An 18,312-nucleotide genomic window follows, 5' to 3' on the forward strand; every position below is an offset into this window, starting at 1 on the left:
CGTAACATGATATTATTAAAAAAAACCCGATGATAAATTGTTATTCAAACACTTTGAATAATATTCAAGATAAAATTCACTCTCTCAGAAACCGACAACAGAGGAATATCTATTAATTGATATCCCAGTTCTGCATATGCCTGTCTCAAGTCATTTTCAAATACCTGAGCCGCATCAAAAGTAAGTCTTCGCTCCGCATCGTTGATATAAATCTTCTCCCATGCCGGAGCAAAAAACACTGTTGGATTATATCGATGAGCATGGCTAGCTTTTAGCTCAGAACCGATATCTAAATTAAAGCATTTACTATACGCAATCAGATCAGGAAGGCCTCTGTCAAAAAATACCAAATCATGTTTGGGAGCACTCCCATAATCATAAAGCATCCGCGATAACATCAACTCTTTAAACAAAAAGGGATTTTTGTCATAAACACCATCTCCATCAATGAGCCTTTGCTGTGCTAAAACCAACCTGGCAGGCTCATCAATAATGGGGAAACCTCGCTTTGATAATTCAGCTAAAATTGATGTTTTACCGCTGCCTGGAGGTCCAGTTAATATGTAAAGTTGGTTCATTATTTCCTCTGAATAAATATTTTATATCTAATACATTAAAGTTAATCATGATTCAATTACGTTCATTTAATATCAACAGGAAAAAGTTCTTGATTTCCCATACTGGCTTGATAATCTGAAATCAACACAACTGATGAGTCAGTGCAATTCTGACGAAACCTAGGTCTTGTGATATGCCATCTTGTTCCCTAATTCCATGGCAAAGCGTTTAGCAGGGAAACCCATTAGGAGATATCTTTAAGGCTTTACGCCCGAGGAGTGCTTTAAGCACGTCATCATTAATAACCAGGTAAATCAACTGATGTTTCGGTGATCTTTTTTGCATAACCCAATTGGGATTAATAGTCCTTTTGGGGCTAATCCTCCCTACCCCTAAGGAGCATACCATGCAACAACTGGAACCAGCACAATTTGAGATTGAACATTTGCTCTTTGAGCTGAATTGTTGTGTCAATGATTTAAGTCGTCACCGACTGCAAATCAATGTCTATGACATTCAGCAAGCAGAGTTAAGTTTGCACAAACTGGAGACTCTGATTTCTTTTGTCAAACAGTTCGATACTCAACGGATTGCTTGTTAATTGAAACAAATTAAGTCTTATCCGCATAACAGAAAACCATCTGCTTATGTGGATATTTTTCTGTTATGCGGCTCACATTTAACAAAAACAGGAGAATACAATGACTGCATCTTTAAACCGCGTTCAATTAATCGGTAATCTCGGTGCTGATCCTAAAAGCATCACCGGAAAAGATGGACAATCTTTTGTCACAGCCACTTTAGCTACCAATGAGTCATTCAAACAACATGATGAATGGCAAACCAGAGTGGAATGGCATCAGCTGATACTATTTGGAAAGCTAACCAAAGTCGCAGAGTATTTACAGAAAGGTTCGCAAGTATACCTAGAAGGTAAACTGCGTTCTAATCAATGGACAGACAACGAAGGCAAAATTCGTCAAGCATTAAGCATTGTTGTCAGTCATATTCAGCTACTCAGCTCGCCTAAATCAGCTGATGAATCGAGCAACAAAACCGCAGAACAGCACATGGCTCAAATGCGTGAAATGTTGCAACCCGATTCAGAAGAAATTCCGTTTTAATCATACCCTACCACGGGAGCAAGCTCCCGTATGGGATTGCTCCATTTACATAAGGAGATAATCTCATGAACACCCCTTCAATCTACGTCGCCTGTTTAGCTTCTTACAACAACGCCATTCTACATGGTGTCTGGATAGATGCCACACAAAGCGAAGATGACATCATGGAAGAAATATGGGAAATGCTGGATAACAGCCCTGAACCCAATGCTGAAGAATACGCCATACATGATTATGAAGGATTCGGCAGCATCAAAATCCATGAGTACGAAGGAATAAGCAATATTGTGGAGTATGCCTCATTTATTCAAGAATACGGAGAGCTAGGCTTAGCCCTTCTCTGTGATTATCCGGTAGATGATGCACAAACTATGTTGGAGGAGCACTACCAAGGTAGTTATGATTCAGAGATTGATTTTGCCAGGCAGTTATTTGATGACTGTTATGCTCATCAAATGCCGGATAGTTTGATCTGCTACTTTGATTTTGAGGCATTTGCTCGGGATCTTTTTATCAATGATTACTGTTCGGTAGAATTTGATGGACAAGCTCATGTTTTTTCAATTTATTAAGGCCCCTTTTGTGGGGCTTTTTTTTGGGACCAACTTTTAACTCTATAATTATATTGTGGCGGTCACTTCTACAACAAGGTTTGAGTTTGACCTGATTGATGCAGGCAGGCAAATCAGCTTTGTCGAGAAGATAGGCTTTTACCTATCCACCATAGAGGAGATAAGTATGACTTATACCTTTAAAATTGGTCGAGACGCAAAAAATGGGAGATTTCTCCCAGTTGCTGTCGCTGAACGCCGTAAAACTACTGCGGTTGTTGAGACGATCAAGGTGAAAAAGCCTCGTAAATAATTACTAGGCATTAAAGTGAGCGCCACCTAATTCAAAATCAGGTGTGACATATGGAAGAATTAGTATAGAGAACGACTAAAATCTAGAAATATTAATAGGGTAAATATATGGATAAATTTATTTTCACTTCCATTCAAAATATGAAACAACTATACAATATGGAAAATATAACAACTTTCTCTGTTTTGATTGCAATTATACTGGGCATTATAAATTTATATCTGATCAGGAAAAGCTCCAAGGAAAAACAAGATGAAATTTTATTTAACATTGCATCATCAAACATACATTCAGCCATAGAGTCTATAGAAAATATAGACAGTCATCATAAAAACAAGTCATTAGTTTGGAATACCGCTGCTGAACAACTTTCTTCCTTTCATAATTTATCGATAAATATCAAAAATAAAACCCTTCGGAAATGTTATATTGCAAAGCTGGAATCATACATAACTAGACTATATGAAACTCTTGAAAAAATAGATAATTACCTGTTCTTCTATGGTGTAAAAGATTATGCAAGTAAAGGTACTAAGCAGATTCAAGAAGAAGCATTCAATAATTTTTCTTATATTTCCCCCAATACATTAGGGTGCATTTTGCAATTCTTAACTTTATTTAATGGCGCAAAAGTAACTTATTTGGAAAATAACAAGGAAATAAATAAAATTTTAAAGCCTGTTTATATTGGATTTACAGAAGATAAAGAATATACGTTGGAAGAAATTAATAAAATGAGTAACCCATTCAAAAATATACATCTTTTCATTCACGAATGGAGGCAAACAAAGCAAAAAATGAAAAGTTAAATTTCATTATCAAGGAAAGTTCAGGATTAACACCAATAGTATATAATTTGGGATCCCAATCGACTGTGAAGATTTTGAGTATTTGAGTAAGACATTGTTATATATCGTAGGATAATTGTAGTGGATTCCTGCGATTACAATTATAATAAAATCAATTTCTTATTTTAGCATTGAGGGGCACATAATCCATTGCTCCTAAGTTGCTATCCATAGAATAATCATTTGTCATCTATAAGTTGACAAAAAACTCCCTTAAAATACTCTATAGAATTATTAGCATTAGCGCTTAGTTGCAGTAGATAAGCATTTTCATTATCCCACCAAAGAGCATCATGTGGTCCATAACAATTATTAAAACTTGCAATGTATATATTGCTCGAAATCAAACCACTCTTCGGGTTTAGGACTGTTAAATTAAAATTACTATATCCACTAAATGAGTTCATATTAGGCAATCTAGAAAGTGCTGGTTTCTTTATTGGAAAGGAGGCTTTATTAAAAACACGAAACCACGCAATTTGGTTTTTCTTTCCATTTTTCGGAAACATAACAAGTTGAATCTCTTCTATTTGATTTCCATTACCATAAATAATTTGACTATCCAGATTAAAATCTAAGTTAAGCAGGTTTAAATACTTTATATTGAGATCCGGTTTGCTACCTCTAAGGATATTATGTAATGGCCATCTTAAATTCCATATACTTGAAGGTGGTTTATATTCATTTCTATTAATACATGCATTTTCTAGGCAGTTGTTGTAACGAGACCAATAGGATAGTTCAAAAAAATTCTTTTTAAAGATTTCATTTGATGATGGAAGAGGAGAAAAAAATTTACACAGTTCCAAGAACTCTTCATCGTTCAAGTTGCCTTCAAGTAGACGGAGTTCAATATTAGTCCCATGGGATAAAAAACTTAATGTTCTCGATTTTGAATAGTCATAGCCAATCCAACAAATATTTTCCTGATTCAATACGTGGGGTTTCATTTCCCAAATCCAATGATCGTATAGAGCGGCGTGATCTAATGTTGATAAAGGCCCAAAGTCATACAAAAATTGCTTACATCTTAAGAGAGCATTTTTATACTTAATATAGTAGTAATAAGAAGAGAAATGAGCAGAACACCAAGCAGACCATTTTTTAAATTGATAATGACCAGGTTGTTCATTATAAGGAATATCCTCTACTCTAAGTATAAAGTTAGATAAAACTGCCTCATCAGTATTGGGTACCAAAATAACAAAATTTACCTTTTCTTGAGCTAGTGTAGGTGTGATTTCATGCACTAAATTCATTAATTAATTCCAATCATATATATTAAGATTGATAGTTATCTATAATCTGGCGGGACTAGACTAATTCAAATAATTGTCAGATTGAATGTTCTTTTTCTGCCTCTTTCGTTTCATGTATTTTGTCATTACTCATAAAAAACCCTGTTATCGATGCCCTTACATGATTTCCTGCTGCATTTTCTACTTTTTTTATGCAGTGCAGAATATTATTTTTAAAAATAACCAATCTATTGGGTTTGGGAACAATATAATATCCAATTCCGTCATCAGCATACTTATTCAATTCAGCGCTATTAAGATGGTATCCTACCTTTTTCTTCTTATTATTGATTAACGTCACTTCAGGATAATCGAAGTCAAGTTGAGGTGTAGGATTAATCAATAATTCAGCTCCCCAATTTATGTCCCAAATGGGATGGCAGTAATATACATAGGCACCTGAAATTTTGTACTTACCATCAGTATGCCAGGAAAGACCTGAGCCTCTAGGATATAGATAAGGTCTAGCATAGAAAAAATCCCAATCTCTATCTTTGAAACCAATTAAATGAGAATAATCAGAGGATCTTGCAATTAATTCATTTATAAATAAATCAATGGTTGTGTTTGTAGGGTAAATTTGCTCTGTTGTGCAGGCTTCAGGCCTAGGATGAGAAATAGTAACGCTGCCCCATAAAGGAGATCCATCCTCAAGACTAAAAGCATTTACCCATTTAGAAGAGTGAACAAACTTGAATTTTTCAGTTTGAATAAAATTCCAAATTTTTTCAAAAGCTGATAGCTCTAAGAAATCATCAATTACAGCAAGAACATCATTGTTTAAAACTAATTTCATATCAATATAAAATTATGAAAGGAGATATAAGCATCTCCTTTATTTACCAAGGCATATATTCATCCTTATCTTCATCGGCATCAATTCTATTAGAATAATATACGTTCATAACATCTCCTTATTAATATCCTTGAATAACAGATTCGGATTATAATTTTATTATTTCACCAAAACAATAATATTGCGGCGTGTTTTTTTACACTATGATCCATATAAACCCACAAAATGATTATTTATCTCGTATTTTGTTTGTATTTAGATCAAACAAATTGTTACTCTTTCACTAATTGGCAAAACAAATTCATCATAGTGATTTGATCGACGTTATTTGGTATGGAATCCAGCAACGCTGGAGAATAAACCACAATTGCCATACATTGTGCTCTTGATACCGCAACATTAATACGATTTTTATCAAAAAGAAAATTTAACCCGCGAGGAGACTCATTAGCACTGCTTGCGCACATGCTTAGAAACACAACAGGCGCTTCTTGCCCTTGGAATTTATCTACACTCCCTACCCTAGCCTTATCTCCAAGAGCCGCTTTGAGTTTATTGACCTGATAATTATATGGAGCAACAAACAATATATCGTTCCAACCAATTATTCTTTGTTGACCGTTTTTAGCATTAAAAGTCCTTCCCAACAATTCTTGGGCCAAAACAACAACTTGTTCAATTTCTTCGTCACTAGCTTGCGTATTACCTTCATGCATCACGGGTACAGTGATTATTCCAGCTTCCTTGTTTAATACACCATGATACCCTGCAGGTACAGTTATTAATTGCTCATTGTTCTCTGGAGCGGTTTCCAATTTACCCTCATATATAGCTTCGCTAATGAAGTGGTTTACAGCCGAATGCATACGGTATGTTGTTCCCAAAAATACACCCATGGAATCAGGTATAGTTGGGGTCGAATGTAACAGATAATCCAAAATCGATAAGCCACTGCCCTCTGGATGGCTTCCTTGTGAAGGCTGACCTAATTGCATCTGATCCCCCATTAAGATGATATTGGAGGTTGATTGACTCATAGCAATTAAATTGGCAACACTAACTTGTCCTGCTTCATCAATAAACAGATAATCAAAGGCATTTTCAAGATCATCTCTGGAAAAACCCCAAGCGGTAGTTCCTACAACACAGCCAGCCTGCAAAAAGCCAGCAATATCTTTATTTTCCAGCACACTAATCTTCAAATCATCAATAGCTGGGTCAGTATTACTTGCACAAGCAAAATATCCCGTAATTCCCTCTTTATGGCAGTATTGGGCAGTGCTAATCAATAAATTATTGATCGCTTTATGGCTATTGGAAGATATGCCTACTCTCTTACCTCGTTTAATCAATTCAGCAATTAAATGTTTACCCGTGTATGTCTTACCAGCTCCTGGTGGTCCTTGTATCGTCAGATAACTGTTATCCAGATTAATAACTGCCTGAATGATTTCATTCAATCGTTGTTTCGGATCGTGGCTAGGAGCGATTGGCTGACCTGGATTATGTCCCTTGATTCTGGGGATAGATTTACTCAGAAAATCAACTATAGCTGTTTGCGCAAGCTCCCCTTTTGCAAACGCTTCCGCCTGTTTTGTAATTGCTTGAGGTATCGGATCAGGCTTTACATATTCATATGGAATTAAAGTAATTGGGCTATCAGGCTCATCTTTTATCTGCAATGCAATAATCCCATGATCCAAGTCACTGCCTTCTGCATGGTAAGCCGCTTTAATGTTTTTACCATCTGGAGTCTCATTGCCTAACAAATAGTAATCTTTTGCATTACCCTTGAATTCCTGAGTTGGATCAAATGAATATTCATAGACTAAATTACGAGCTTTGGGAGTTGGCTTGTAAGGTATTTTTTCAGTTCTATGACAAAAGGCCAGACAATCAATATCATCTAATAATTCTTCTTCACTTAACCCTAATCGATCAAACAGACGCCAAAACACGGGTTTTGATTCACGTCTATGAAACTCGATTGACCATGCCATCACAGTATTAATTTTAGATAATTGTTCCTTACCCTCATCTTTTAATTGCGAGACTCGTGCCAGCAAGTTATTGCGAAGCTTAATACCCTCATTAATTTCTTCTTTAATTTCAGGCTCAACTAATTCTGTTTTACCAAGGAAGCAAATGCCGCTGGATTTCTGTTTGTCTCGTAACCAGACCACTAACTCTTGAGTAGAATTACAATCATCAATATTATAAGAACGGATATCATTTAATACCTTGGAGGTTTGCCAAGTATCACCGTCAGGATTTTCTCGCCACCGTTCGTAAACAACAACCGAGTCTCCTCCAGAACCTACCTCCGTATCTCGTTTGGCACGGTATAAATGCTCAACATTTTTAATCGAATAACGTGGTTCGCCTATTAACAAGGCACCTTTTACAATTTTATATAAATCAACAAATACTTCATTGCGTAGCAACTGGTCAACTTCATATTCACACACACCATATCTGCCCATTAGTTTACGACAAGCTGTAATTTCATAACTGGCATAGTGGTAGATGTGCATGGATGGATCTTGTTGCCATCGTTGATAAGTCCATTCAATAAATGCTCTGAAACTCTCTTGTTCTTGATCTCTGTTATGCGCCCAAAAATCCATGTACTGACGCTGGTTATTATCGTCAAAATAAGTAACACCCCAAAGATACTCCAAACCTCCGTCTTCCAGCGGGAATCCTTCAATATCAAAAAAGATATCATTTTTGGATAGTGGGGGTAGTAAAGCCAATCCCTGCTTTTTTCCATCATCATTATTGATTAATTGGTAAGCTGGTATTTCTTTCCCAATACTTTCTTTTTGGATTTTGGCTTGAGCTTTTAGCCGATCGAATATTTCAGGCTTTATGCCTTTTGCAGTGTTACCATTTGCTTCAGCTAAAGCAGTCATAGTATTGATACCGGCTTTATTCAATTTTTTGATTTGGCCTGAAGTAATGGTAGCGACTTGAATCAGGTGATCGGCTTTTAATAGCAGACTCTCGGCATATGTGCTCCATCTTCCCCAACTTCTTGATGAAGCTGGATCTGGACATTTAGTTGGTTCAAAATGTAGATGCTCAGTTAAAAATTTATGTTTAAGATTCTTGTAGAAATAAAAATAATCATTAATCCTGAACCGCTTTTGTTCTTTGTTGCCCAAGACTATGGTGATGTGTTCAGCGCTGGTAAGTTGCATTGCCTCAAGCATTTCGGCATAACAACATAGTTGTATCAGAAAATAGGGTTTAACAGATTTAGCTAACTTGGTATCCCAAACTTCATAGCAATAATTCCCAAAAATGCTTTTCCCTTCAACCTTAACTAAAAAATCCGCATATCCTCTAAACGGTACCAATTCCAAATGAGCTTGGTAAATGATATCTACCCCTCTCTGCATTGCATCCATAGTAGCTTGATATGAATCCGTTCGTTTGTGTAAATTGGCTACAGTTAATCCGCTAGCTTCATATGCAGCTAATATTTCTAATTCATGTTGATTTCCCATATCATGCAACACGCTGAGCAATTCATCTTTTTCATCAGAAGCCGGCAATAGGTCTGGATGAGTTATTGCAAGATGTTCCATCCATGATGCAAAGGGGCTTTCCATAAACTGAGTCAGATCTGATGGTGAGAAAACAATTTGGTTGGATTCAAGATGCATTTGGAATTTATCCTCGTTTTTTATCATTAAGCCTTTCTTAGGGGCTTAATTCCGAAACTTAACAACAAAGTGATCAATTATTGCTCTACACTATATTTAACTCTTGGAGAAAAATATGGACATAAGAACTTCATTTTATTGGGATGCCAAAAGTAAAAGCATACACTATTTAATATACGATTTTACTGAAAATGAATTTAATTTGCTTGTTGAACCAAGACAACTCGATATGAATTTGAATGATTTTAAAAATAACGTGCAAAAAACTGTCCAGGAATATTTCGAGCAATTAATTAGTTTAAACCCTCAAAACATCAAGATTGAATATAAAATTCTGGCTAGTGGAAGTCCCGCACAACTATTCCAAAAATATCGAACTACCTCAGATTACTCAGAAATAGTAAAAACTATTTTTGAAACAGCTGTTGAAGAATTCAATGCAAATGTTTCAATTAATTTGCAACCACAAACTAAATCTCTTTTAACCGGAAAGCCTCTAAATCAGTTCAAAAACATATTACATAGACTTGGATTGATTAATTCTATGAGAAAAGATGCCTATAAATGGCATTTGTGGTCAATTCTGATACATGCAACAAATTCAACATATAATGAAAAAATTCGAAAGCAACTTTGGAAGCCACTCATAGACAGCTTAAATTCATCGAGAGGTAGTGAGATGCGGTATGAAGAGTGGATTGCACAAGCATCAATAAACTCTTAGATGCTTCTTTAATCCTATAATGAATAAGTAAATCTTTTTCATTATTCTTTAAACTAATTTCGAAATCTGTTGTTAAACTATGCAAGGTGGTTCTATGTCGCATAATTTTTTTTAAGTCTTTTTTTACTAGAGCAATTTTTAATAATTTTAACTCCCCTCTCACCCGAAGATAAATCTCAGAAATAGGCTTAATATTTATTACGCTCATTTGAACCATTTCCAGAAAGTGTAGCCAGAAGTGTAGCCAAGAATTTATTTTAGGGGATGGGGGTTCGTTAAAACTCTTACTGGGCTTGGTCGGGACGGAAGGATTTGAACCTTCGACCACTAGCACCCCATGCTAGTACGCTACCAGGCTGCGCTACGCCCCGATTGGAAGCGAATAATAACTTGTCTTTATCCAAATGACAAGATGGGCTTGCTATTTAGCATAGCCCATTTAAGTTATTGGGTTAAATCACTTCGGAGTTTTACTGTTTTTGTCCGTCTTGTCGCTTGCTGAAGCGGGTTTTTGAAAATGTTGGACAAACTCGTAATCACTTTTTTGTAGATTTTTACCGCTGCAGGTTGGGCTTGCCCATTTTTCAGCGCAGGGTTTGTCTCTGGCAATAGACCACATCGATAAGGCACCTAAGCGTTTGCTGTCGGCGAACTGTTTTAATGCATCGGCGTTATCCAGGGTAAATTGCTCAATATTGACGTCATTCACGCCAATCATTGGAGTCACCATAATTTGCTGCCAAAGGGATGCATCGTCTTTTTCCGGATACAATTCCTTTAAGGTATCGTGCAAAGCGTTGCTGGCTCTAATCGCATAGGAACCCATATCGCCAGCATAAGCAGGACCATAATCCATGGCCATGATATTGACTTGATAGTTAAGGCCTGCGGCCTTGACTGTGTTAAGGACTTCTTTGCCCTCAAAGGTTAAACCCTCTGGCAGAACTGGCAATGTAAAACTCAAGCGTATTTTGGGGTGTCTTTGCTGGAAAGATTGCAAGGCCTGAATGAGTTTGTTGACGTCGGCCGTGCCATTTTCTATATCAAAATCAAGTCCCTTGGCCTGGTAAGCGCTAATCACTTTCTCAAAAATTTCATTTAACTTATCTTTATCACAGTTTAAAGAAATATCAGTCCCGCTTGCACCTCCAAAGGAGATGGTTACATCAATGCCGTTTTGAGCCAGCTTGTCCGTCAAATGTTTTCCCCAATTATTTTCCAAACCATAAGTGGCTTGTGCACCCCATGCTGGCTGACAACTTCCACTGTCGGTAATAAAAGCCAAATGATACTGTCTTATGTTATTATCCAGGGCGATCTGGGTTAAATCCATCGGCTCCATGTCTTGAGTTTCTGCATCCCAATGGGTATTGATGGTGATGTCGGCATAAGGACTAAATGCAACGGTCTTTTCTGCTCCCACTGCATTGTTTACTGATAACAAAGCCAGATTAAGCATAAATATAATTTTTTCCATTTTGTCCAAATAAAAGTCAAATTTGCGACAGAATATCAGAATTTATACAAAATTCAACCAAAACCCTGCCGTTTCTAGCAAATTATTGCTCTTTTTGGTCAATTAAAGTCTATTTAGGCTGGTTTTTAACAATTTCTTAAGGTTTATCCAGTAAAATCAACGGAAATAACCGAACAATGAGTTTAATGATGGGTAAATACGCTTTAGCACCAATTGTTTTTTATGAAAGCCATGCTGACCGCTCAGTCACTAATTTTATAGTTAAACAACTTCCTTTATTAAAAAAAGCAGGTTACAAAGCCTTATGCATTGATGGTATGGAAGTCGGTGCTTCTTTAACTGAAAAAATCCGCATGCTTCAATTTATTGTAGCCAGGCAATCCCATGTGATCGCCAGCATGAGCCCAGCGAGTGAACAATTCCGTTCCGAAATTGAAAAAATGCGAAGCGTTTATTCAAAACTTGAACTTCTTGAAGCCATTCGTGACAACGGGCTTGAACTTATAGGTTTTGATTTAACCGCCCCCGAACAAATGAGGGTTGGTATTGATTCCCTAGAAAGAGAACAATTCCTTGTCACACAAGGACGAAAGGCGGTGGAAGACAATGACGGGGCTGTCCTTTTCGTACTTGGCTTTGGTCATGCTACGTTTCAACAATTGATTGAAAAGGAAGATTTAAATGCGCGGCAATACCTTTGGTTCCACATTAAAAACCCCGCTTATGAAACACAAGCTTATGAATACATGGTCAAAAAATATGAAATTAAAGGGTATCGCTACTATTTCCCTCTAGGTGTTCAAATTATGTTCCATGATGAACCGCAACTCGAATTGGTTTTTTGGGACAAAGTGAGCGCCGAATGTTACAACTACGAACAAGAAGAACTTCAAACTGTTTCAGCCTTAAGGCTTAAAGATTTATTTGGCGATGAAGTCTCATCCTACCTTCGCGCGGATGGCCAAAGTCGCGTTGATGCCCTTGTGCCGTTAAAGAGCGCCGACCCAGGCCGCTTCTTTAGGCAATTTGGCGCAACATTAATGAAATTAGGCTGTGAAGTGCAGGCGATTACCCCCCCTGGCCGTGGTGAGAAAGGGCCGCATGTCATCATCCGTGATATAAACAGCACAGAGAGAGCAACAGAAATCAGCAGCTTGAGTAAGTGTGGGATCTAGACCTCACATGCATCCTTTGCTAATAAAAAGCCATTAAGGAGTTGGCTTTTTATTTAGCACATTTAAAGCAATGTCATCATCCGTTTCGTCTTCACCCGTTGTTTCATAACCCGGTACACCGTCACCCAATAAATCAACCATATCGCCACCTTGAAACTGGTTTTGATTAAAATCATTGGATGTCCCAGACAGTTTAAGATCCTCACTTAAATCAAGTTCAGGTTCTATTAAGCTATCTTCAGTCTCTTTTTCCAGAATACTCATGGCATAATTCAAAGAATAAGTTTGCTTTAATTATAGGCTAGCCTTGTCAACTGAGTGAAATTTTGACAAGGCCAAGAAGGAATTAGCCAAAAGCATTAATGCCGGTAATGTGTCGGCCAAGTACCAGTGTGTGGACATTATCCGTACCTTCATAGGTAAATACGGACTCAAGATTCAACATATGTCTTATGACGTGGTATTCGAGACTTATCCCATTAGCTCCCAATAAATTGCGACAGCTGCGGGCGATGTTGAGAGCCTCACGACAGGCATTGCCTTTGGCCAGAGAAATCATCACAGGAGTCTCACGCTGCTCATCCTTAAGTCGGCCGATTTGTAAATTTAAACATTGTGCTTTGATGATTTCCGTATACATCTGCGCCAGATCTTTTTGGATCAATTGAAAGGAAGCGAGTGGCTTGTGAAATTGCTTTCGTTCAAGTAGATAATTGCGGGTGATGTCAAAGCAAGCCATAGCCGCTCCCATAGCCCCCCAGGCTATGCCATAACGCGCCTGACTTAAACAACTGAGTGGAGCGCCTAAGCCTCTCTCACTACCAGGTAAAAAATTTTCATCAGGGACAAACACATCTTCAAAAACCAGCTCGCCTGTGAGAGAAGCACGTAGAGACATTTTTTGTTTAATTTCAGGGGTGAGGAAGCCTTCTGCCTCTCTTTCAACGATAAATCCCCGGACTCCTTCCTCTGTTTTTGCCCAAACAATGGCAATGTCAGCAATGGGGGCATTGGTGATCCACATTTTAGAACCATTTAGCCGCCAGCCACCATTTACCTTTTTGGCATGGGTACGCATGCTCGCAGGATCTGACCCTGAATCGGGTTCCGTTAGCCCGAAACAACCTATCACCTCGCCTGCAGCCATCGCTGGCAACCAACGTTTTTTTTGTTCTTCAGTGCCATACCGGAATATCGGATACATACATAATGAGCTTTGTACTGAAACAAAACTTCGTAAACCGCTGTCACCACGCTCCAATTCCTGGCAAACCAGACCATAAGCGACGTAGGATGCTTCAGCCCCTCCGTACTCGGCCGGTAGAGTTAAACCCAATAAACCCAAATCAGCTGATTTTCGAATCAATTCTTTTGGAAATTCCGCTTGTTCGAAAGCGTCTCCCATAAATGGGATAACGTCTTGACTCACAAAACGCGCCACACTATCACGAATCATACGCTCATCATCGTGCAGTTGCTCGTCAAGAAATAACAAATCGTCCACGTTCCTTCTCCCTTTTAACTGAATGCAATGCCAAAACAGCCGAAACTATCGAGTCGCGGCTTGGCAATAAATACTGCCAGGCTGTGCCCAATGGTATGAAGCAATCTTCCCCTGTAATTCTTTTTATTTTTATGCGGTTGCTGGCTTGCTCCACCAGCAAGCTGATTAAGCCCTCACTGAGGGATGCACTTTGCCGGCCTTCATCAACGATTAAAACCCGCTTTGCTTTGGCCACTTCGCGCAAAATGGCTTCGGCGGGTAACGGACTTAGCCAGCGCAGGTCAATGATTTTCACCGCCACATCATGTTTCTCTTTAAGGATCTTAGCCGCCTGCCGTGATAAATAATAACCATTGGCATAGGTTAGGATAACGGTATCACCCTCCCCGTATACTCCGACCTCTCCAGGCTCAATGGTTTTGTCCAACGGGGGGTATTCAAATAACCAGCCATTATCTCCCGGCTGGTGCAAATCTTTCGTCATATACAATGCAATGGGTTCAAGAAATACGATAACTCGTCCTTCTTGATGGGCAAGCCTCATGCAAGTTCTTAGCATCATTGCTGCATCAGGGCCATTGGAAGGACAAGCAACCAACACACCTGGCAAATCTCGCAAAACGGCAATGGAATTGTCGTTGTGAAAATGGCCGCCAAACCCTTTTTGATAAGCGAGTGAGGCAATGCGAATGATCATGGGATTTTGGTATTGCCCATTTGAAAAGAAGGATAAGGTGGAAGCTTCGCCTCGCAATTGATCTTCGGCATTGTGCAAATAAGCTAAAAATTGTATTTCAGGGACTGGGATAAAGCCATTATGGGCAAGTCCGATCGCCGTTCCTAAAATCGTAGTCTCATCGAGTAAGGAATCAAACACGCGTCGCTTGCCAAAACGTGCCTGAAGGTCAGCCGTCACTCGATACACCCCTCCTTTTTTACCCACATCCTCACCAAAAATAAGCATATTGGGATACTGCATCATTAAATCCGTCAAAGCGAAATTAATGTGCTGACTTAAGTTACGTTTTATTGAGAGCTGATTATAAGCCTCTGCGAATACAGTTTTCCGACGGTTTTCATCGGGAAGTAAGTAACCCCGTTTATTGCGGCTCTTTGGCAAAATGGACGACATAACCTGTTTTGCACTGGTCATTTTAGGCAGATGAACCGCCTCCATGGCCTTAGCCTCAATCAAGGCACGATTCGCCTGATAGAGATCAATCATTCCTTGCAGGGACATCCAACCTTGCTGATGCAGAATTCTTGCAGTATGGAGCAAAGGATCATTGGCTTCCCGTTGTTCAATTTCAGCCTGATTATTGTATTGCGACTCTATATCTGAACCCGCATGGCCTAATAAACGGGTGCATTTCATGTGCAAAAAAACCGGTTGTTTTTTTACTCGCGCCAAGTACTCAGCTTCTATGGTTTTTTGGTAAATGTCGGCAATGTTAAGACCATCGCAGGCTATATAATGTAAGCCCGGACGTGATTGAACAGACATTTGAATCCACTTGCTTGGAGTTGGCACAGAAATACCAATGCCATTGTCCTCACAAATAAATATTAATGGCACCGGATAAGATTGGGTGGCCATCCACGAACAAGCATTCAAAGTGGTCTGTGCCGAAGCATGATTGGTGGAGGCATCCCCAAAAGAACATAAGATGACTGCGTCAACAGGTAATTTACTGTGAATGCCTAATTCCTTAGCGCGAGTGATGGATAAAGCAGCACCCAGGGCTTTCGGCAGATGAGAGGCAATGGTTGATGTTTGCGGCGGGATATTTAAAGCAACGCTGCCAAACACTTTATGCCGCCCACCGGCAATTGGATCCTCTGCTGCTGCAACTAAAGACAGTAAGATGTCTCTTACCCCATCTGAGCCTGATAGTTGTTTGGCACGCTGCAAATAAAAAGCACCACTGCGGTAATGCAGGAAAGCCATGTCACTGGCTCGAAACAGTTTGCCCAGCACCGCATTGCCCTCATGGCCACTGCTGCCAATGGTGTAATAGGACAAGCCTTTTTCTTTTAATTGCCGGGCGATTAAATCCAATAGTCGCGATTTGATTTGAGAATCGAACAATTCAATGGCGGTTATTTTATCTAAGCCAACTTCGGCTGGTGAAGTGGAGGTTATCCCGGGGGGGAAATCAGCTTCCTTTACACGACGAAGAAACTGTTCGTCAACTACGCTTGCTCTGTCTAGCATTTTTACACCCTGTTTTATTGTCCCATTAGGGGAGATATCCTTTCAGTATAACTGCTGTAGAAAATCCCAGTCGTAGTCCGCTTTCCATGATCAGCATTAAGCAATTGGGATGACAGCCGATACAATGGGCATCAGTATAGTGAAATGCCTTTGTAAATGACAAGCAAATTAAGGAATAAATATGGTTGTGCCTATTTCGACGCAAACACCCTTAGTCAGGCTTGAACCGCAACAGGAATTGAAGCTTACTAAAACGGATAGCGAACTGTATATTGGCCAGGTTTTGAAAGCGGTCGTCCTCAAGACTTTGAATGACAACCAGGTTTTAATTAACATCAACGGTCAAAACCTGAATGCAAGAACCTCCCAGCATTTGGCAGCAGGAGAATTGCTGCACGTTAAAGTCGTCAAAACAGAGGGTGAAATCGTTTTGCAAATTTTAAGAGAAGAGCCACCCCTGCCCTTATTGCACTCAGCCTTACTAAGAATTTTGCCGCAACAAGCTCCTGCTACACAGTTTTTAGCTTCTTTATTTGCTCTACAGAATCATCCTAACTTGCCTACCGGTTTGCAGCAGCCAATTCAAAGCATTTGGTCTTCTATGACCACATTGGAACAATTATCGGCTCACTTCGCCCAAGCGATGCAAGCAAGCGGCCTATTTCTGGAAAACTTGCTTGCCAAGGGTTCACAAAACAAAAACCATCCCTTGATGCTTGATTTTAAAGGTCAATGCTTGCGGATAGCTGCCCTGCTGGAAAATGTTCAAAATTCCTCAACAGGCCACTCTTCCGCTCTTTATGAATTACCTATACCTGGTATGATTCCCAAGCCGTTAGCTCGCTCACCTCTCCCTTCTTTTTTAAATCAAGAAATTGAACATATTCTGCCACTCTTGCGGGAGCAAACCAATCAGACCCTGGCAAGAATTGAAAGTCACCAGCTCTTGCATTTATTGGACGGGCAAGAGAACAACTACACCATTTCGATGGAACTACCTCTTTACATGAATCAGGGTGCCGAAGTCATTGCAATGATGCTCAAACAACATAAAACGCAAAAATCAGATTCGATCTGGTCTATGGATTTCGCTCTTCATCTGGATAATCTTGGTGATATTCAGGCAAAAGTCATTCTGGAGCATAAAAACATTCACATTCAAATTCATAGCGACTTGCCAGAAACGGCTACGCTTCTTGAAAGTCATGAGCAAACCGTTGCTCAACTTCTCAGTGCCCTGGGTTTAACTCTGAAACTATGGAGTTTGCAAGCGGGACTTAAGGAAAATGAAGCCAATACATCATTCCGCCTTTTGGACATTAAAATATGACTGAAAAAAAACAAGCCGTTGCCTTACATTATGATGGCCACTCTGCGCCAATCGTCACTGCGAAGGGTGAAGGGGGCATTGCCGAACAAATCATTAAAACGGCCAAAGAACATGGGATTCCACTTCATCATGACAAAGAGCTAACAGCCTTGCTGGCAAAGGTAGAATTAAAAAAAGAAATACCTCCTGAATTGTATCGTGCTGTGGCCCAAATTTTAATTTTTTTATACTTCCTGGATGGCAAAATTCCTGATGAGGAAGACGCAGATGGAAGTTGATCTAGAAATTCAATCCACGCAACCAACTGGCAAATATTGATCAAATATTCTACACTTTGGTTACCTAAAGCCGAGACTAGAGGTTAATTATGAAATGGATAGCATTAGCACCTATGTCAGCTCTTTTGACAGCTTGTGGGTACACCAGCGCTGAGCTTGTTGAATATCGACAAGTCAGTGTCACTCCGGTAGTAACAACCCGTGTCGTTACTACTCCCGTCGTAAGAAACAGTTGCTGCAGCTCCGTTGTAACGGTTCCAAGGAGATGTTGCCCAACAGCGACAACTGCAGTGATTAGAACGCCAAGCTGTTGTGGTTCCACTTCAGCAGTATTTACAACCCCAGCCGTCTATAGCGGCACTACCATTGTGGATACGGAACCTGTGGATGTAACCACCACGAATGTTGAATACTATTAAGAAAATACTGTTCCATAGGGGGCTAAGTTCC

General features: G+C 39.3%; 18 protein-coding genes and 1 tRNA gene. 10 read left to right on the forward strand and 9 right to left on the reverse strand.

What is annotated here, in order from left to right:
* Positions 1 to 44 precede the first annotated feature (44 nt).
* Positions 45 to 578, reverse strand: a complete 534-nt coding sequence (locus tag EL203_RS12360; RefSeq protein WP_058471925.1) for an AAA family ATPase — start codon at positions 576 to 578, stop codon at positions 45 to 47.
* 386 nt (positions 579 to 964) lie between these two features.
* On the opposite strand from EL203_RS12360, the gene EL203_RS12365 reads away from it, so the two are divergent.
* The 5 genes from EL203_RS12365 to EL203_RS12380 all read left to right on the forward strand — a co-directional run bounded on the left by EL203_RS12365 (position 965) and on the right by EL203_RS12380 (position 3,355).
* Positions 965 to 1,159 (forward strand): hypothetical protein, encoded by a 195-nt coding sequence (locus EL203_RS12365; RefSeq protein WP_058471924.1) that lies wholly within the window; start codon positions 965 to 967, stop codon positions 1,157 to 1,159.
* 100 nt (positions 1,160 to 1,259) lie between these two features.
* Positions 1,260 to 1,682, forward strand: coding sequence for a single-stranded DNA-binding protein (locus tag EL203_RS12370; RefSeq protein WP_058471923.1), 423 nt, complete (start codon positions 1,260 to 1,262; stop codon positions 1,680 to 1,682).
* A gap of 65 nt (positions 1,683 to 1,747) precedes the next feature.
* Entirely contained in the window at positions 1,748 to 2,254 is a 507-nt protein-coding gene (locus tag EL203_RS12375) for an antirestriction protein ArdA (protein ID WP_058471922.1), read from the forward strand.
* Between the two features lie 166 nt (positions 2,255 to 2,420).
* On the forward strand, positions 2,421 to 2,546 hold the full coding sequence (locus EL203_RS14695; RefSeq protein WP_259637629.1) for a hypothetical protein: 126 nt from the start codon (positions 2,421 to 2,423) through the stop codon (positions 2,544 to 2,546).
* Positions 2,547 to 2,653: 107 nt separating this feature from the next.
* A complete protein-coding gene (locus EL203_RS12380) occupies positions 2,654 to 3,355 on the forward strand; it encodes a hypothetical protein (protein WP_058471921.1) in 702 nt (233 codons plus the stop codon).
* 218 nt (positions 3,356 to 3,573) lie between these two features.
* Here the strand turns inward: EL203_RS12380 and EL203_RS12385 are convergent, their stop codons facing one another.
* The 3 genes from EL203_RS12385 to EL203_RS12395 all read right to left on the reverse strand — a co-directional run bounded on the left by EL203_RS12385 (position 3,574) and on the right by EL203_RS12395 (position 9,159).
* The gene (locus EL203_RS12385) at positions 3,574 to 4,653 is read right to left on the reverse strand and encodes a hypothetical protein (protein WP_058471920.1); all 1,080 of its coding nucleotides are present in this window, start codon (positions 4,651 to 4,653) and stop codon (positions 3,574 to 3,576) included.
* A 76-nt stretch (positions 4,654 to 4,729) separates the two neighbouring features.
* Positions 4,730 to 5,488 carry a 2OG-Fe(II) oxygenase gene (locus EL203_RS12390; RefSeq protein WP_058471919.1) on the reverse strand — a complete coding sequence of 253 codons (759 nt, stop codon included), beginning with the start codon at positions 5,486 to 5,488 and terminating at the stop codon, positions 4,730 to 4,732.
* Positions 5,489 to 5,760: 272 nt separating this feature from the next.
* Positions 5,761 to 9,159, reverse strand: a complete 3,399-nt coding sequence (locus tag EL203_RS12395) for a TM0106 family RecB-like putative nuclease (RefSeq protein ID WP_058472266.1) — start codon at positions 9,157 to 9,159, stop codon at positions 5,761 to 5,763.
* Between the two features lie 115 nt (positions 9,160 to 9,274).
* On the opposite strand from EL203_RS12395, the gene EL203_RS12400 reads away from it, so the two are divergent.
* The gene (locus EL203_RS12400) at positions 9,275 to 9,883 is read left to right on the forward strand and encodes a hypothetical protein (protein ID WP_058471918.1); all 609 of its coding nucleotides are present in this window, start codon (positions 9,275 to 9,277) and stop codon (positions 9,881 to 9,883) included.
* Between the two features lie 294 nt (positions 9,884 to 10,177).
* On the opposite strand, the gene EL203_RS12405 is transcribed toward EL203_RS12400, so the two are convergent.
* Positions 10,178 to 10,254, reverse strand: a tRNA-Pro gene (locus EL203_RS12405).
* Positions 10,255 to 10,340: 86 nt separating this feature from the next.
* Entirely contained in the window at positions 10,341 to 11,360 is a 1,020-nt protein-coding gene (locus EL203_RS12410) for a chitinase (protein WP_058471917.1), read from the reverse strand.
* A 185-nt stretch (positions 11,361 to 11,545) separates the two neighbouring features.
* On the opposite strand from EL203_RS12410, the gene EL203_RS12415 reads away from it, so the two are divergent.
* A complete protein-coding gene (locus EL203_RS12415; protein ID WP_064108423.1) occupies positions 11,546 to 12,535 on the forward strand; it encodes a hypothetical protein in 990 nt (329 codons plus the stop codon).
* 33 nt (positions 12,536 to 12,568) lie between these two features.
* Here the strand turns inward: EL203_RS12415 and EL203_RS12420 are convergent, their stop codons facing one another.
* The 3 genes from EL203_RS12420 to EL203_RS12430 all read right to left on the reverse strand — a co-directional run bounded on the left by EL203_RS12420 (position 12,569) and on the right by EL203_RS12430 (position 16,254).
* Positions 12,569 to 12,799, reverse strand: coding sequence for a hypothetical protein (locus EL203_RS12420; RefSeq protein WP_058471915.1), 231 nt, complete (start codon positions 12,797 to 12,799; stop codon positions 12,569 to 12,571).
* Between the two features lie 82 nt (positions 12,800 to 12,881).
* The gene (locus EL203_RS12425; protein ID WP_058471914.1) at positions 12,882 to 14,039 is read right to left on the reverse strand and encodes an acyl-CoA dehydrogenase family protein; all 1,158 of its coding nucleotides are present in this window, start codon (positions 14,037 to 14,039) and stop codon (positions 12,882 to 12,884) included.
* A complete protein-coding gene (locus tag EL203_RS12430) occupies positions 14,017 to 16,254 on the reverse strand; it encodes a thiamine pyrophosphate-dependent enzyme (RefSeq protein WP_058471913.1) in 2,238 nt (745 codons plus the stop codon). The genes EL203_RS12425 and EL203_RS12430 overlap by 23 nt, the downstream gene beginning before the upstream one ends.
* 181 nt (positions 16,255 to 16,435) lie before the next feature.
* Here EL203_RS12430 and fliK point away from each other — a divergent pair, with 181 nt between their 5' ends.
* The 3 genes from fliK to EL203_RS12445 all read left to right on the forward strand — a co-directional run bounded on the left by fliK (position 16,436) and on the right by EL203_RS12445 (position 18,281).
* On the forward strand, positions 16,436 to 17,584 hold the full coding sequence (fliK, locus tag EL203_RS12435; RefSeq protein WP_058471912.1) for a flagellar hook-length control protein FliK: 1,149 nt from the start codon (positions 16,436 to 16,438) through the stop codon (positions 17,582 to 17,584).
* On the forward strand, positions 17,581 to 17,862 hold the full coding sequence (locus EL203_RS12440; protein WP_058471911.1) for an EscU/YscU/HrcU family type III secretion system export apparatus switch protein: 282 nt from the start codon (positions 17,581 to 17,583) through the stop codon (positions 17,860 to 17,862). Before fliK ends, EL203_RS12440 begins: the two co-directional genes overlap by 4 nt.
* 89 nt (positions 17,863 to 17,951) lie before the next feature.
* Positions 17,952 to 18,281, forward strand: coding sequence for a hypothetical protein (locus EL203_RS12445; protein ID WP_126320124.1), 330 nt, complete (start codon positions 17,952 to 17,954; stop codon positions 18,279 to 18,281).
* The last annotated feature ends 31 nt before the right edge of the window (positions 18,282 to 18,312 follow it).

The sequence above is a fragment of the Legionella jordanis genome (genome assembly GCF_900637635.1).
Classification (GTDB): domain Bacteria; phylum Pseudomonadota; class Gammaproteobacteria; order Legionellales; family Legionellaceae; genus Tatlockia; species Tatlockia jordanis.